The organism is Mycoplasmopsis agassizii, assembly GCF_002272945.1.
GTDB lineage: Bacteria > Bacillota_I > Bacilli_A > Mycoplasmatales > Metamycoplasmataceae > Mycoplasmopsis_B > Mycoplasmopsis_B agassizii.
The window spans coordinates 209,327-226,370 of sequence record NZ_NQMN01000002.1 but is presented as its reverse complement, the minus strand read 5'-3'; the positions used below and the strand labels follow the sequence as shown (position 1 = coordinate 226,370).

The 17,044-nt window shown below is 30.1% G+C and carries 14 protein-coding genes and 1 tRNA gene; 9 read left to right on the top strand and 6 right to left on the bottom strand.

Going from position 1 to position 17,044, the window contains the following annotated elements:
- Positions 1-142 precede the first annotated feature (142 nt).
- The 4 genes from CJF60_RS03560 to CJF60_RS03545 all read left to right on the top strand — a co-directional run bounded on the left by CJF60_RS03560 (position 143) and on the right by CJF60_RS03545 (position 3,961).
- Positions 143-1,246, top strand: a complete 1,104-nt coding sequence (locus CJF60_RS03560) for a restriction endonuclease subunit S (protein ID WP_214608178.1) — start codon at positions 143-145, stop codon at positions 1,244-1,246.
- Positions 1,247-1,351: 105 nt separating this feature from the next.
- Positions 1,352-2,014: a hypothetical protein gene (locus CJF60_RS03555; RefSeq protein ID WP_095279144.1), complete on the top strand. Its 663-nt coding sequence runs from the start codon at positions 1,352-1,354 to the stop codon at positions 2,012-2,014.
- Between the two features lie 303 nt (positions 2,015-2,317).
- Positions 2,318-2,408 (top strand) — tRNA-Ser (locus CJF60_RS03550).
- A 47-nt stretch (positions 2,409-2,455) separates the two neighbouring features.
- Positions 2,456-3,961: a phospholipase D-like domain-containing protein gene (locus CJF60_RS03545; RefSeq protein WP_084232780.1), complete on the top strand. Its 1,506-nt coding sequence runs from the start codon at positions 2,456-2,458 to the stop codon at positions 3,959-3,961.
- A 44-nt stretch (positions 3,962-4,005) separates the two neighbouring features.
- Here the strand turns inward: CJF60_RS03545 and CJF60_RS03540 are convergent, their stop codons facing one another.
- From CJF60_RS03540 to CJF60_RS03530, 3 genes are all read right to left on the bottom strand, one after another.
- Positions 4,006-4,800 carry a thermonuclease family protein gene (locus tag CJF60_RS03540; protein WP_084232781.1) on the bottom strand — a complete coding sequence of 265 codons (795 nt, stop codon included), beginning with the start codon at positions 4,798-4,800 and terminating at the stop codon, positions 4,006-4,008.
- A gap of 2 nt (positions 4,801-4,802) precedes the next feature.
- The gene (locus tag CJF60_RS03535; protein ID WP_084232782.1) at positions 4,803-6,959 is read right to left on the bottom strand and encodes a P68 family surface lipoprotein; all 2,157 of its coding nucleotides are present in this window, start codon (positions 6,957-6,959) and stop codon (positions 4,803-4,805) included.
- 177 nt (positions 6,960-7,136) lie between these two features.
- Positions 7,137-8,921 (bottom strand): P68 family surface lipoprotein, encoded by a 1,785-nt coding sequence (locus CJF60_RS03530; RefSeq protein WP_084232783.1) that lies wholly within the window; start codon positions 8,919-8,921, stop codon positions 7,137-7,139.
- A gap of 390 nt (positions 8,922-9,311) precedes the next feature.
- Between CJF60_RS03530 and CJF60_RS03525 the strand changes: the two genes are divergently transcribed.
- The 4 genes from CJF60_RS03525 to CJF60_RS03510 all read left to right on the top strand — a co-directional run bounded on the left by CJF60_RS03525 (position 9,312) and on the right by CJF60_RS03510 (position 11,420).
- Complete coding sequence (locus CJF60_RS03525) at positions 9,312-9,737, top strand: hypothetical protein (RefSeq protein ID WP_095279143.1); 426 nt, start codon at positions 9,312-9,314, stop codon at positions 9,735-9,737.
- 102 nt (positions 9,738-9,839) lie between these two features.
- Entirely contained in the window at positions 9,840-10,316 is a 477-nt protein-coding gene (locus tag CJF60_RS03520; protein ID WP_084232785.1) for a hypothetical protein, read from the top strand.
- A gap of 106 nt (positions 10,317-10,422) precedes the next feature.
- Positions 10,423-10,872 carry a hypothetical protein gene (locus CJF60_RS03515; RefSeq protein WP_084232786.1) on the top strand — a complete coding sequence of 150 codons (450 nt, stop codon included), beginning with the start codon at positions 10,423-10,425 and terminating at the stop codon, positions 10,870-10,872.
- Positions 10,873-11,015: 143 nt separating this feature from the next.
- Positions 11,016-11,420 carry a hypothetical protein gene (locus CJF60_RS03510; RefSeq protein ID WP_143823423.1) on the top strand — a complete coding sequence of 135 codons (405 nt, stop codon included), beginning with the start codon at positions 11,016-11,018 and terminating at the stop codon, positions 11,418-11,420.
- A 105-nt stretch (positions 11,421-11,525) separates the two neighbouring features.
- Here CJF60_RS03510 and CJF60_RS03505 read toward each other — a convergent pair whose 3' ends face one another.
- From CJF60_RS03505 to CJF60_RS05425, 3 genes are read right to left on the bottom strand one after another with little or no spacing between them, the layout of a single operon-like run.
- A complete protein-coding gene (locus tag CJF60_RS03505) occupies positions 11,526-12,518 on the bottom strand; it encodes an ABC transporter permease family protein (protein WP_084232788.1) in 993 nt (330 codons plus the stop codon).
- Positions 12,466-13,509: a carbohydrate ABC transporter permease gene (locus tag CJF60_RS03500; RefSeq protein ID WP_084232789.1), complete on the bottom strand. Its 1,044-nt coding sequence runs from the start codon at positions 13,507-13,509 to the stop codon at positions 12,466-12,468. The genes CJF60_RS03505 and CJF60_RS03500 overlap by 53 nt, the downstream gene beginning before the upstream one ends.
- Positions 13,509-15,284, bottom strand: coding sequence for an ABC transporter ATP-binding protein (locus CJF60_RS05425; protein ID WP_084232790.1), 1,776 nt, complete (start codon positions 15,282-15,284; stop codon positions 13,509-13,511). The genes CJF60_RS03500 and CJF60_RS05425 overlap by 1 nt, the downstream gene beginning before the upstream one ends.
- Positions 15,285-15,770: 486 nt before the next feature.
- Here CJF60_RS05425 and CJF60_RS03490 point away from each other — a divergent pair, with 486 nt between their 5' ends.
- A complete protein-coding gene (locus CJF60_RS03490) occupies positions 15,771-16,289 on the top strand; it encodes a BLOC-1 subunit 2 family protein (protein ID WP_084232791.1) in 519 nt (172 codons plus the stop codon).
- Positions 16,290-17,044: the final 755 nt, after the last annotated feature.

The following is a 17,044-nucleotide window of genomic DNA, read 5'->3' as shown; positions in this document are numbered from 1 at the left end:
TTTATTGTAGAGATGTTTTTTAAGGATTTTCTAAGGTGTTAAAATTTAGAAATTCAAAATTGCTTTATAAAAATCAAGGAAAATATTGTAATCTTGCAAAATATAAATTATTTTTGCTTTATTCATTGATATTATTAAAAGTATGAATCAAGTTAGCGAATTAGTAAAAGAAATAAGCACAAATGAAATTGAGTATAAAAAAATCGGCGATTTAATTGATAGTGTTGGTTCTGCAAGATATAGAGTGAAATCAACTAATTACAATAATAATTTTAAAATACCTGTTTTAACAGCAGGAAAAAGTTTTATTCTAGGTTATACAAATGAAGAAAACGGTATTTATGAAGCTTCTAAAGAATCGCCTGTAATGATTTTTGATATCATTACTGCTGCTATTCGTTGAGTGGATTTTCCGTTTAAACTAAAATCTTCTGCAATAAGAATTTTCTGAAATAAAACTGCTGAAGTTAACTTCAGGTTTATATATTATTCGATGAGAAACCTTGATTATAAAATAACTGCTTCTAATTATCAATCACATTGAGAAGCGTACTCGCAAATCGAAATTCCTTTACCATCTTTGGAAATTCAAAATAAGATAGTAAGTATATTGGATGAATTCTCTAGGCTGGAAGCTAGAAACAAACAATATAACTACTATCTACATCATCTATTAAATTTTGAAGGTGAAAAATCAGATAATACTGAATGAATTAAATTGGATGATCTTATTGATTACATACAACCAACTAAATTTATTGTTAAAAGTGATGAATATAAAAATCAATATGAAACACCTGTTCTAACTGCAGGAAAGACTTTTGTTTTGGGATACACAAATGAAAAAGAAGGAATTTATAATGCTTCAAAAGAAAATCCAGTCATAATTTTTGATGATTTTACAACATCAATGCATTGAGTAGATTTTGATTTCAAAATTAAGTCTTCAGCAATGAAAATATTAGTTAGTAAAAATAACAAAAATAATTTTAGATACATTTACTACGCTATGAAAGTTATTGATTATGAAATTTCTAAAAGTGATCATCAACGACACTGGATTTCAAAATATTCTCAAATAGAAATCCCTGTCCCTTCATTAGAAGAACAAAATCGCATTGTCAACATCTTAGACAAATTCAGCAAACTAACTTCAGATATCAATGAAGGTTTACCTGCAGAAATCAAAATGAGAAGACAGCAATATGAATATTATCGTGAAAAATTACTAACTTTTTCACAATAATAAAACACATTAATTGGTTCATCTTCATGAACCAATTTTTATTTCAAATGTGAAAAAAATGAAAATTTTTTAAAGGAGATATTCTTTAGTTATAATTAAATCATTATGAAGAAAAACAAAAAAACTAAAATTGATCATAAAAAGCCTGCAAATACAGTCAAACTATTGGATAAAAGCCACGAAATGGAAGAAACAATCCACAAAGTGGATATCCATCCAGAAACTGGCAGAGCAAAATTCCATTATGAAGCAGAAGGAGACCCACGACCTATTGTTGTTACACCTCCTGGGCCTCAAATTGATCCACCACCTGGTGGTGGCGATTGAGAAGAAGATGATTTACCTTTTGATAAGAAATGGGTTATGGTTCAGATTCAAAAATCTGCAGATGGAATTATTAAATCAATAGGTTCACAAATTGATAAGATAAATACACAAAATGTTGCAATCAATTCTAAAGTGGATAATCTTGAAACAAAGTTTGACAATCTTGAAAATAAAGTCGATAACCTTGAAGTTCAAGTTAAAGAAGTAAAAGAACAAAATAAAGAACTAAAGGAACAAAATAAAGATCTTTATTCAAAGGTAGAAAATCTTGAAGTTCAAGTTAAAGAAGTAAAGGAACAAAACAAAGACCTTTATTCTAAAGTTGAAAGACTAGAGGTTCAAAATACTGAATTAAAAGCACAAAATGAAGGTTTAAAAAAGCAAAACGAAGAAATTGTTGAACAATTAAAAGAAATTTTAGAATTAATTAAGAAAAAATAATTAACGATACCAAATCAAAATGATTTGAGTATTTTATTTCATAAAATTAAAAATTGCTTGTCCAACCATTCTTTAGTCATAATTAAATTAATATGAAGAATGAAAAATTTAAAATTACATATAATAAACCTTCTAAAACTAAATAAGTCAATTTTTTTATTTATACAAGCTTTTCATTTATCATTAACTAGCAAAATTAAATTATTAAAAACAAGATTCAAAATATCCAAAAACCACTCTAATTTTTTGCAAAATTTTTTTATTATAAATCAGCCTTGATGATTTATAATAAATAAACGGCATGGGTCTGTACTCAAGAGGCTGAAGAGGTGTCATTGCTAACGACATAGGGGAAGAGATTCCCGCGAAGGTTCAAATCCTTTCAGGCCCGCCATTTTTTTATTGCCTTTTTAGGCTTTTATATTAGTATAATTGCAATATATGAAGCCCATTAATAATTTATTTTGATATCTTTTTTCCATTTTAGTTGTTTCAATTACAGTGGCAATTTATGCTGTTATTCTCTGAGTTAATACTTATGCCTTTGTCTTTACTTTGCTAGCTAGTTATATTATTAATATCTTGACAGCCTTAATTATTTTTAGTCAAAAACGCCATAGCAGTGCTAAGTTGAGTTGAATGCTATTTGTGATTATTGTACCCTTAATTGGTCATGTTTTATATTTTTCTTTAGGACAAAAATATCCGCATCGCCGTGACTATTTAGTGGTGCAAAGCGAGATGGATAATGATACTGAAATTATTGATGAAAAAATGACACTTGCTTCTAAAGAAGAAGTAACTTTTAATCACTTATCAATTTATAATAAAACAGCTATTTTAAATGGTGAGATCAAAACTTATGAAATGCCTAATGATTATTTTAATGACTTATTTTTAGCGATCGAAGAAGCTAAAAATGAGGTCTGATTAGTTTCCTATTGAGTTGAATCGGGTCATTTATTTGATGAACTTGCTTTTTTATTATTAAAAAAGCAAAAACAAGGGGTCAATATTCGCTGATTAGTTGATGATTATGGGCGCCGTAATGTCAAGAATCATCAGTGAAATGAACTGAAAAAACAAGGTATTAACATCGTTTTTATTGGTAAATTAAAGTTCACTTTTTTCTTAAGTTCTAACCTTTATCGTAACCATCGTAAGTTCATTTTAATTGATTCAAAAATCTTATTTAATGGTGGAAGTAATATCGCTGATCAGTATGTTTCTTTAAATCCAGGTTATGGAATTTATCGTGATTTTAATTATCGTATTAAAGGTACTTACGTTTATAACTATATAAAATTATTTGTACAAATGTGAAGGCGTTGAGCCGATCAGGATTTAACAACTAATTATAATATTAAAAAATTAGTTGTTAAAAGTAAACTAGAAGCTACTGAAAAACAAAATAGTTTAATTCTTAGTCAAGGTGGACCTGAAATTGATGATCCTGTTTTAGAAGAAACAATTGTGAAGTTAATTTCTCGAGCAGAAGATGAAATAAAAATTATGAGTCCTTATTTTAGTTTACCTAATAATATTATTTCTGCATTAAAAGTAGCTCTTTTATCAGGTGTCAAAGTGACCTTATATTTTCCAGGTTTTTCTAGACAAAAACTAGTTTCTAATATTAGTTTATTTGAACTTAATGTTTTACTTAGATATGGTATGACTGTTTATTTAAGCAATAATTATTTTAACCATTCTAAAGCAGGCGTTTTTGATAATAAGATTGCTTATTTAGGGACAATGAATTTTGATATTCGCTCTTTCTATGCTCAATATGAAACTATCGATATTATTCAAGGCGAAACAGTGTCTGACATTGTTAAGTATATGCAAAAGGTAGAATCAGAAAGTAAAAAACTAACTGTGATTAATACTGCTAGAAGTTTTTCTTGACCTAAAAAAATCTTCTATGCAATGTTAAAATCAATTGTTTAAAAGCAAGAAAAAAGACTTATCGCTAAATTGATAAGTCTTTTTAATTAGCTTTTTGTGCTTCAGTCATCAAAGACATTTGGCGAGTTTGTTTTTAAGAAGTAACCAGGATCTGGTGCTCCTCTTTTTTTATAAACTTCTTTTGCAAATGTCATTGCTTCTTCATCTGTAGAATTAGATTTTCCTGTATCAAATAAACCTAAACGATTTTCTCAAGCATAGTAAAGTGAATTACCAATTGCTTTTAAGATATAACTATTAACATTATTTTCTTCAAAATCATAACTAGTTAAAGTCGAACCTGCTAGTGGCAAGGTTAAACCTTGTTTAACTAATTCATTTTCATAATTAGTTTGATAATCACTAGCGCCTGCTTCATTATAGAAGAGTCCACCAACTACTCTTTCATAACTGCGTTGATGAGTAGTTGTAATTCTGACTTTAGTGTCTTTAGGCATTACTTTTTTACCAAAAGCCGAAGCAGCATTGGCGTATTTAAGTTCATTAGGTCCAGCAGGTGAACCATTAACATTGACTTCAGGAGTATCAATGTTATTTAGTCTAATTGAATATTCTACACCAACTGATAAACCAGTACTTTTTGAAACTGCATCAGTAATTTTTACTTTAACAGTATCTCCATCTGCTCAACTAACAACAACTGCATCATAGATGCTTTGAGTAGTAACTTTTGCTCAATCAATTTTTTTAATTTTAGTTTCTTCAAGCGTAGTTTTTTTAACTTCAGCATTAGAACAAGCAACAGCAAGAGTTGCTGTTGCTGTTATAGTTGTTAAGGCTATTAGTGAAAAAAATAATTTCTTATTTTTTAATAACTTCATTATTATCTAACGTTGTCTTTACCAAATGTTGTTTTTAGGTTATTTAAGAATGTTTCAAATGAACCTAAACCTGGATTAGTACGGTTAGCAGTTTTTGAAGAAGCTAGTGTTGCTTCAAAAGATTCTCTAAGTTTAGCTGTTGAACTATCAACTGATTCTGCAAAGATATCTAATTCATCTGAGTCACTTTTTAGCGCTTCTTTGAAAGCGTTGAAAGTAACTTTCTGGTAATCATTAGTTCTAGTTCCTGCCATACTTTTAGCTATAACTGAATCATCGCTTGTGAATCCTTTGTAAGGAACGATGTATGAAGCTGCTTCGTAGAAGAACTCTTGTGGGGTTAGTTGTTTATATTCTCTAGTCCCTACTTTTCAGTCATATTTTTGATCTGAAGCAGTTAATCATTTAACAAACAGTCTAGTTGCTTTATCACCTTTAGCATTTGAGTGAATTGCTAATAATTGCGGACCTTGTTGGTAAACAATTGCTTTAGTGTCAGATGATTTCATTTTCTTAGGTGCTTGTAGAGTAAGTAGTTCTTTTTGCTGTAGAGTTTTAGTATCTGCAGAAACTTTTTCTTTTATTTTATCTGCCGCAAAAAAGAATAATGCTTTGTCACCTTTATCGTTTGTTGCTTGATCATTAACTGTACCAACATAAAGAATACCTGTTCCAAATTGTTTTTCGTATGCTTCTTTTTGATCAACAGGTTTCATTACAAAGAATCCACCAGTTAGTTTATCTTTGATTTCATTTAACTTAGCATCGGTTGCAGCATCCTTAGATTGGATATAGAAGTTATTTTCAGGTAGAGTGGTTACAGTTGAAAGGTATAAATTATTTGTAAAACGACCAACAGTAAGACCTGTAATTGCATTAGTTTTTACATCTCCAGAACCTGTTGCAGTTTTTAGATCTAGAACATCTCCAGAATCCACTACAAAGGTTTGGTCGCCACCGATGTTAATGATGCGATCTTGTAGCCCTGCTCCAAGATAGTTGTTTCTATATCCTGCAGTTGAACCTAGAGAAACCCCCATTCCGTGGCGAACTAAGTAGGTTGAACCATATTCTCCACCTGCTCCCATTCAGATAATTCCACGCCCAATACCTGGAGAAAGAACTTCTTCATAAAGGTTTTTTAGTCAAATATATTGTTTTGCGTTTTTAGCATCTTTACCTTCACCAAACATATTTTTGTAGTTGATAAAGTTGTTTTTATTACCTTCAGTGTCTAGTAGGTAGCCATCAGTTCCACCTGCATCAGTGTATGAATATGATGTTAAAAAGTTAAAGAATGAGTCAATTCCAACTAGTGATCGACCGTTATCGATGTTTGATGCAACATCTTGAACTCCTGTAAAACTGTCGTAAACATTAACCCCAAAATCAAATAATTCTCTGAAGTTTTCAAACATTGATTTTTTAATAGTGTAGTTTGATCAAACAGATTTTTTAGCATCATCTACTTTACCTCAACCTCCGCCTTTAAGACCTTTTTGTCCTTTTTCGATGAATTCATCATCTTTTAGGAAGTCTTGTTTTTCAGTAAATTCAGTTTTAAATCATGTTTCATCAGCACTATTAATTGTTGCTCCTGCTTCAACTGCTTTTCTTATTAAATAAGACATAACAGGACCATTTATTCCTGAAACAACTGTTGAAGTTCCAAAAGGAATCACGTTAGTTACTTTTGGATCGGTTCCACCAATATTATTAGTTACGAAACTTGATTCATAACCTTGCATTAGTGAGCCATCTGTATCTAACGGCTCATTCATATTATATTGAGCCAATTTTGATGTTAATGAAGGGTAGTTTAAAATTAAGTTATAACCACTAGTTTTGTTTTTTGAAGTAATGTTACTGATAGTATTTTGCTCTGCACCACCATAACCACCATTAACGGTTACTTCTTTAACTTCTAAATAACCTTCAACACCTGCCTGAGTTTTGTTGTATTTTTCAATTAAAGCTTTAATCGCTTGCTGTTGTGTACCGTTTGCCGAAAAAGATGTAGCAAAGTTGACTGTCGATTCGTTATTAGTGTCAAAGCGACCACTAGTTCCACCAGTTGAACAAGCAATTGCTGTTCCTGCTAGTGCAAGTGAAGCAGCTGCTCCAAGACTAATAAATAATTTTGTTTTGTTTATTTTCATATTAAACCTCTTGTTTTTTTATCTAGATATTATTATAAATTAATAAAGCCATTCGGTTAAATATCTACGAAAACCGAAAGAATTGTGAAATTTTTTCAATCATTTTTCTGAAAAAACGACCGAAACGCACCTTTTTTAGTTATTAATGACAGTTTTTGAAAAAATGTAGTAATAGGCTTATTTAATTTTGTCAGTCCCAAATGTACTTTTTAAACTTGCTATGAAAGTTTCAAAATCATCTAGTTTAGTTGCTGACTTTTTACTTGTTTTTTGAGTATTTAAAACGGTTTCAAAAGCTGTTCTTAAACTTGAAGTAGAACTATCAGTAGGTTCTGCAAATGCTTCAAATTGATCAGTTTTGCTTTCTAAAACTTTAGCAAATTGACTAATAGTAACTTTTTGATACAAGTTTGTATTTGAATCAGCATCAATAATTTTTCTAATTTCTGATCCTTCTTTTGCAAATCCTTTTTGTACAACTATGTATGAAGCATGAGCAAAAAACATCTCTTGTGGAGTTAGTTGTGTATAGGTTTTATCCTTTACTGTTCAGTCGTAACGATTCTCAGTTGATGTCATTCACTTTATAAAAGCACGAACACCTTTATCAGCTTTTTCATTTGCATGAATACCTAGAATATGTGGACCTTGGCGATAGTAAGCAGCTTTAGGGTCACCTTCTACATATTTACTTGGAGCTTTTAAGGCAACTACTTCGTTTGCTTGTAATGTTTTAGGATCGTTTGTTTTTCCAGATGGTGCTGGTACTGAACTATTTTTCCATCTTGAAGTTGAACCATTAAGAATAACTTGTTGGTGGTTTGCTAAAAATGTAGAAGCGTCTTCTTTGCCACCTGTTTTCATGAATCCCCCAACTCATAAAACACCTTTTGCAATTGCTGGTGAAAGAGTTTCATCGTAAACTTTTTTAAGTCATTCATACTGTTTTGCTTTTTTACCTTCTTTACCTTCTCCAAACATATTTTTGTAGTTAGTAAAGTTGTTTTTATTACCTTCAGTATCTAGAACATGACCCGACAAAGATCCTGTTTGAGTGTATGAGAAGGTGGTTAATCAATTAAACATTGAGTTAACCCCTACAAATCCACGAGCATTATCGATATTAGTTGATGAATTTTTTAAACCTGAAAAACTATCAAAGACTTTAGTTCCAAAATCAATCAGATCTTTGAAGTTATCAAACATGGTTTGTTTAATTTTGTAGTTAGTTCAAACTGATTTATCAGCATCAGCAATTGAACCATAACCTCCACCTTTTTCACCTGATTTACCATCTTTAATAAAAGCATCTTCTTCTGGATCTTTATATTTATTAGTAAAATTTGTTTCAAAGAAAGTTTTATCAGCATCACTATTATAAGTAGCACCTGCTTTCACAACTTCTCTTAAGATGTAAGACATCATTGGACCATTAACTCCTGAAACAACTGATGATGTTCCAAAAGGTAATACATTTGTAACCTTACTGTTGGCTCCACCAACTGTTTTAGTTAAAAAGTCTTCTTCAAAATGATCGCCAAGGGAACCATCTGTATCAAGTGGTAAAAGCATATTTTGTTGAGCAACTTTAGCTGCTAAAGCAGGGTAGTTTAGGATTAAATTTCAATAAGTTTGAGTATTACGACCTGTAATATTTGATAAGGTTAGTTCATCTCCTTTATCATAACCACCCGCAACATTGACTTCTTCAACTTTAATATAGTCTTCAGGTTTAGTTTCTAATGAATTATATTTATCAATAATTGCTCTAATTGCATCTCTTTGAACACCCTCTTTAGCAAAAGTATTGGCAAATCTGACAACATTAATATTTGGAATATCAAAAGCAAAACCTGAACCAGGTGAAGGAGAAGAAGAACAAGCAATTGTTGTTGCTGCAAGTGCTACACTAGAAGTTGCTGCTAAAGCAACTAATAATTTTGTTTTAGTTTTTTTAATCATAATTTTCCTTTTTAAAATTGGTTTGTAACTACTTTTAATAAAAAAAGTAGTTAGCTTGATTTTGTGAATTAGATTTATAAAATTTTGAGTTTATAAATCGTTTTTAATTGATTTAGTTTGAAACGTTATTAAAATAACCTTCAAAGAAGGTTTAAGGTTAGACTATGGATCGTAAGTCATAACACCTCTCTCACTAAATAATAGCAAAAAAAATAAAAAATTTGCAACTGGCACAAATCTTTATTGCAATGTGGAAAAATTTGCATAATTAACAAAAATTTTAGAATAATTGCATTCATAAGTCTGTTATTAACTTTATAAACCAGTTAATTTAAGTAAAAAGTAACTCTTAAATTGTTTGGTTTTAATAAAAAAGCATATAATTGACTTATGAAAGAACAAAAAAAATTACTTACACTAGCATGAGTTAAATTTATTTTAGGTCTTATTTCAAATGTGGCTTTAGCAGCATCTATAATTATAATTTTTCTACCTGTTGTTGTTCCATCAGGTACATTCCTTGATACTTTTTTTACTAATTTGATTATCTACTTAATTTTAACTTTGATATCAGTAATGTTTTTTATGGCTTATATTGGAGTTACGATCGCCCTTTACTTAATGCTTTCTTATCGAGAAATTAGTTTATTTGATGAAAAAGCATTAGTAATTATTTCAATATTTATTATTCAAGCCATTCTTTCATTAGTATCACTTGTTAGAATTTACAAAGCAATTAAAGATAATCAACTAGGTGAAAGAGATTACTTAGCTGAAGCCAAAGAATTTATAAAAAGTAAAACTGAAGCAGTCTAGCGACTGCTTTTTTATTCTTCAACATTTTTACAAAAGCAAAAATGTTGAAAAAACATCAATATATAAAAAATATTTATATAAAAATCAAGTAAAATTAATTTTATGAAAAATTTAAATTATAGTGGACTCAAGAAAGTTGCTTGGGCATATCTAGGTACTAGAATAGCAATTACTGTTTTGGGGTGAATCTTTTTAATTACTCTGATTATTAACTATCTAAGTTTAGTTGCATCACTAAACCTAGAAAACCCAGACTATGTAATTAACTCTTCAGATGTTGCTTTAAGAGTCTTTTTTGTCTATATTGCTGGATACGTTATATTAACTTTATTACTAATCGGACTAGGTATTGCTAACTTTGCATTGACACTAGTATTGTGATCAAAACTTTCATATTATCCACGCGGAATGTTTGATACTGCTAAAACATTAGTAATACTTTCTCTCTTTTTCTTCCCTTTAATACTAGGTTCTGTGGCACTTCATAAAATTAATAGTGCTATTAGAGATGAAGTATCATCAGAATCTGATGAAGAAGATTTGATTACTAAAGCAAGAGAGATGAAAAACAATAAATAATTAAGCAACATTTGTTGCTTTTTTTAATCTTTTTATCTTAAAAATTGCCAATCTAATTTATTTTATATAAATTCATATTTATAGTAAATAAGGTAAAATGTCTATTATGAAAACTAAACAATATAAAAAACTAAAAACACTAGCTTGATGATACTTGTCAATGCAAATTGCAATTGCTTTTCTATTTATTTTACTTGTAGCTTTTGTAATTGATTTAGCTGTGACAAATCTAAGTGAAAACCAATTAGTAATCAGCGATACAAGAACAGCATTTCTAGTCGGTGCTAAATTTCTTGCTCCTTTACTATTAATTGTAGTGTGTTACATAGTTTACATAGTACTTGCAATTATCCTTTATATAAAACTGGCGAATTTTGATTACAAGGGCTCATTTGATACTGCAAGAACACTGGTTTTAATTTCAATTTTTGTTTTGCAACTTGTTTTAGCAAGCATAGCAGCTGCTAATATCTATCGTGGAATTAAAGAAGATATGGAAGATAGCGAGCCTGAAGACTATATTGAAAAAGCAAGAGAAATCAAAAACAAACAATAATTTGAAAACAACTTTCTCGGTTGTTTTTTTATTAAAATAACGCTGAAATCTCTTAAAAATATCTGGTTGTTTAAACAAATATGGTATAAAATAAGATTATGAAATCACATAACACGTTAAAGATTTTGTCATCTATAATGGTAATGATGTTTGCTCTTGCAACACTTTTCTGAATTCTCTTTTTCGTTTTCCTTTTTACAAGATCTATTTCTACACTTTTAAACGCCACAGTTATTGGTAATACCGTAGTTGATGGAAGAGCAATAGCAATGATTATATTAGCAATTATTTCTATGGTTGCTTACTATATCATAGCTATTACACTTTATAGAGATATCAATAATAGAGGATACAACTTTGATGTTGCTAAAAAGAATATCAGGTTTGCATTAGTCTTTCCAATATTTGGAATTATATCTTTAAGCAGTATCTGAAAAGCTATTCAATTAGAAGAAAATGAAAAAGCAAATCCTGAGCAAAAACAGGAAGTTGATCACATAGTTGATGCAAAACCAAAATCTGATGATGAACAAGAAACAACCGAATAAGGTTGTTTTTTCTTTACCCTTTCAGTAAAACTATAGAAATTTTCTATACAAAGGTAGAAAATATATAGAAAAGTAAAAAAAACATCGCCTTTGCGATGTTTTAACTTATCCTTTGATTGCCCTTCCTTGCCGAGAAATTGCATTCATGATTTTTTTTCTAAACACAAAGTATAGAATAAAGATCGGTGCAATTGCTAGTAAAGCGGCTGCTAAACGAACGTTTAATAAAGTATCTAATACTCCATCACCACGATCTACTTGTCCTGATTGAATAGTTCATAAAGAAATAACTTCTACATATTTCAATGAATTTTTTAAATCAGCAGCTTGACCTGATAGGATGATTGAAGGTCATAAGAATGAGTTTCAAGATGCTAGAGTTGTTAAAATAATAATCGTTCAAGTTGTTGGACTTACCATTGGTAAGGCAATTTTGAAGAAGAATTTAACTCCTGAAAAACCATCAATTTTAGCAACTAATTTTAATGAATCAGGAATCATTTCGAATGAATTTTTTAACATAAAAGCATGGAAAGTACTTGCCACATAAGGTAGAACCAAGGCAGTTACTAAACCAATTGTGCTTCCGTTTAATTCTAGCGAGTTAATAACTAACAACTGACCAGTAAGCAGAGCACTTTCAGGTAAAATCAATAGCGATAATAAAAATAATCAAGTTTGTCTTTTACCTCTTCAGCGTGGAAAACTGAAAGCATAAGCTAATAAAGTTGTGACAATTAATTTAAAAACTATCGAAGCAACAACTGAAACTGCTGAATAAAAAGCAGCAAATCAGTATCCACTACTAAATGCTTGTTCAAAAGAATTTCAGTTAAAGGCGTTGTCAAATACTTGAGCAACGGTTAATCCTTGTGAATCAACATTTGTATAATCAGCATGCAGAGCAACTGAAATTAGAAGTACAAACGGAAATACTAATAAGATTCCAAAAAAGACTAAAATAGACATCTTAAAGATGAAAGATGTAACAATTGAAGCAATTGAACGGTCGGTTATTTGCTTCGAGTTACGTTCTGCAGTACGCTTAACTCTGAACTTTTGCAGTTTTCTTTCAAGCGCTAACCTTGTTGTAAACATTTTGCTCCAATCTTCATGAAATTAATTTTAATAGCCTTCCATAACCACCTCTAAGGACAATCGTGAAGGCTAGTCCTAAGGCGAACATAATTACAGATGCTGCAGCTGAATCAGCAAAGTCACTGACACCACCTGCTCTAACTTTTCCTGTTATATAGGTCATCATGGTAGCCCCACCATTTAGGTTGGCTAAACTAGGATTATTGTTGAATAAAGCTAGTGGGAAGACTTTTAAACCACCAATAATTCCTAAAGTAATTAATAAGTTAGTTGTTTTTTGAATTGATGGCATGGTAATTGTAAAGAATTGCTTTACAGTACCTGCACCATCAATTGATGCTGCTTTATAGTTGTTTTTATCAACACTTAACATAGAAGTAGTGAATAATAAAACGTTAAAAGCTAAATTTCTTCAAATTCCCTCAATCAGAATAACTCAAAAGGCTTTAAACCCTTGTGCATCTCCTGAATCTAATCATTGAATTTGATCACCCAAAATTGAGTTAATAATTCCACCACTAGTTTGGAATAGATAAGCAAATGACATTGCTATTGCTACCGAGTTTGTCAAATAAGGTAGAAAGAAAATAGTTTGTCAAAATCCACGAGCAATTTGCTTATAAACATGAGCAATTGCTGATGAAATTAAAATCGCAATAATCAGTGTCAATGGTAATGACAGTAAAGCATAAATTACTGAATTACGCATTCCTGTTTGGAAAAACACATCATCAGCGACTCTTTCATAAACGGCGCCAAAATTTTGAACCATTTGATTAATGTTGAATCTAGGATCTTCTAGATAGTTACCCGAACGTTGAATTGTAATAATTGCTGGATAAATTGTAAATAGCGTAACAACTATTAAGGCAGGTAAAATCATTAATCAAGGAATTCAAAAACTGACTGGCTTATCAAGAATTAATAAACTTTGTCCTTTAATTCTTGAAGCTTGAAATTTAATTCATCTTTTTAAAAAGTAACTGCGCATTAGAGATCAACTCGCTTTTCAGTTTTAACATCGAATAAGTGGAACTTACGGTGGCGAATTTCAAAACCAATTTCTTCATCAACTGAATAATGGGTTTTGTTTCTTAAGTGAGCAAAAAATTCTTTTGATTCATCACCTTTAAGAGTTAAAACTGCTTTAATTTCTTTCCCTAGATATTCAACGTGTTTAATACGACCTATAAAAACAGGTTGATCTGATTCACGTAGATCTTCGGCACGTACACCAAAATAAATTTCAGGATATTTATATTGAAGACTTTGAGGTAGGGTTTCAACTTTATGATCAGCAACTCATAAGTTATTTTGCTCATCAATCTTTGCTCTAAAGATGTTCATTTCAGGAACCCCTAAGAAACGAGCAACAAATAAGTTAGCAGGTTTATTATATAAATCTAATGGTGAACCAATTTGTTGAACCTTAGCAGTTGACATACAGATAATAGTATCTGAAATCGACATCGCTTCTTCTTGATCGTGAGTAACAAAGACAGTTGTAATTCCTAAAGAAGTTTGAATTTCCCGAATTCATTGACGTGTTGAAACACGTAATTTAGCATCTAAGTTTGATAAAGGTTCATCCATTAAGATGATCTTAGGTTTTTTAACAATCGCACGAGCAATCGCTACCCGTTGTTGCTGTCCCCCTGAAAGTTTAGTAGGTTTTTTACCTAAGTTTTTGACAATATCCACTCGTTCACTAACTTCCATAACGGCGTTATGGATGATCTTTTTCAGTGGAATAATGTCAACACTTAGTTCAGCAATTTGCTTTTCTAAAGTTTTATTAGAAACTTTTAAGACTTTACCGTATTTTGTAATTAATTCTTTTTCAAAATTACGGTATTCACTATTTAATTTTCTTGCTAAACCACTTTTTTGGGATTTTAAGTTTTTATGTTCAGCAGCTTCTTTAGAAGTTTTAATGGCTGCTTTGATTTTTTTAGCAACCTCTTTTTTCTTAGTGATTTCAGCTTTAAATTCAGCCTTAATTGACTTCATTTTTTCGTTGAAAGTGACTTGGATTTTTTTAACTCCTTCTTGATATTTAGCTTTGTTAGTTTTCGCCATTGGTTTGATTTCATCTAACTTAGCAATGGTGGCTTTTTGTAATCAGCTCTTTTTAAATTCAAAAGCTGAATTAGTTTTTCTAACCTCGGCACTAGCTAGTTCATATTCAGTATTCATATCTGCAAGTTTTTGTTCAATTTTTCTTTGCAGTTTATAAGGTTCATGAATTTTAGCTTGCAATAAGTCGTTATACTTAATAAGTTCATTATTGTTAGCCCCATTTGCTTTGAAGATAATGGCGTTGACTGCATTTTGGGCAATCAAGCGTTTATTCAGAACTTTGGTTTGTCATTCCTTATCATTTTTTAAAGGATAAGCAATGTTGGTATAAACAGATAGGTGAGGGTATAAAGCGTAGTTTTGAAAAACGAATCCTAACTTGCGTTTTTGTGGCGTTCACTTTGTAACATCAACACCATTGAAGGAAATTTTTCCAGCAGTAGGAGTAATCAATCCTGCAATAGCATTCATGGCAGTTGTCTTACCTGAACCCGAAGGTCCAAGCAAGGTAACTAACTCGCCATCTTTAACTTCAAATGAAACATCATCAACTGCTAATGTTTCACCAAAGTCGATAACTAAGTTTTCGACTTTGATCCGTGGTCTTGAAGTTTTATGTGAAAACGCAATTGTCTCGTCAATCGCGGCAACGTTTTCTAGTTTTTCATCAGTGTGATTTTTAGGCATGAGTTTATTATAATTGCGTGCAGGAATAGACTGTGATAATTGCCAAAAAAATAATCATAATGTGAAATATTTCACATTGCTTTTGCAATTTTTGGCAAATTTAAAACTATTTTAGCCTTTTTTTGAATTTGTAAGCTTTTTTAGGTAGAGGGAAAGTTATTCGAAAAACTTGTGGATACTCATAAATGATTTAAGATGATTATTTAAAACTTAAATATTTACGTTTTCTACTAAAAAATAGATTTTCAAGAAACCTAAGCGAACTACTAATTAGTCAATTTTATTAATCAAAATGTGAAATTTTTTCACAAATTTCACGCCTTGATCAGCACTTTTCAAGTTTTTAAAAATTGCAAAGTATAATTAAAAAGCAGAAAGGTGACTCCAATAAGTAAAAAAATAAGCCATTTCTGCAGAAAGGTAACAACTATACCAGAAAAAAACTTTAAAACACTATCCGAATTATATGGCCAATTAAAAGTGGTAATGAAAAACTATGAAGATTTCAATTTATCATGTAATCCTTCAATAAATGATGGAATTTCCTGTACAATTTCTACTAATACATTAAAAAAACCAAGAGTTAAAATAGGTGGAGGTAAAAAGATGACTATTGAAGAGCTTCATGACATCGTGGTTAAAGGATTTGCTAGAATCGATGATTTTATTACTCAGCAAAAGGCTTTTAACAGTCAGCAAACTGAATTTAACAAATTGGTAGCGAATTTCATTCAAGAGCAACTAGCACATAATAAAATGATGGAAAAACGTGTAGGAAACCTAGAAAACGAAGTCCGTGAAATTAAAGAACGTGTTAAAAAACTTGATAACCGTGTTGCAAAACTAGAAACAACAGTTGATAAGTTAGATAATCGAGTTGCTAAACTTGAAACAACAGTTGAAAAACTTGATAACCGTGTTGCTAAATTAGAAACAAAAGTGGAAACTATTGAAGATCAAGTTAAAAACATAAAGGCTATTCTTAAAAAGAACAATATAAAATAATTAAATTCATTATTTATTTGTAAAACTAACTGTTTTACCTATGGCAAGATTTTAAAAATCTTGCTTTTTCTTTATCCTGAACGACTACTTCTTCATAAAAAAGCAATATAAAAAGGGAAGCATAAGTGCTTCCCTTTAACCTTTTAAATGTATTTTATTGAATGTTAATAATTAAATGTTGAACTTAAAAGTTCATTATATATTGAAAAATGTTAAGAAGGGACAATAGCAATAAGAACCTTCTCTAAAATCAAAATTAATAAGCAAATATGATGTTAATTAAATAACAAAGAAAAACTCTATAAAAAACAAAAATGACTAATTGACAAGTTAAAGGAGTGACTTGTCAGGCAAAACTAATGATGAAAATTTAGTTGCTCAAAAAAGTAAAATGCACTAATTTACAAGTTAGAAAGTTAAGAAGAAATCTTGTAAATCTGATAGTAAAATATTTATAAATTGGTAGTAGAAATGGATAAAAAAATTGAAAAAAGTTTTCTGCTACCTTTGTTTCATGTCTAGAAATAACTTAAAAATTGAATGGTCTTTACTATAAATTAAGGAAACAAAATAAATATACACTTAATAAAGGTTTTTCTGCAACTAAGCCTAACATCTGATTAATAATTATTTTTAAAAGGTTTTTCAACCTTGTGGTTTTTAAAAAACTTACATGATAACCACATTAACTAAAACTTCAAAGTTATTTTTAGTTGCTTTTAGTATCTAAATTTATTTAGATACAATCTAGAATA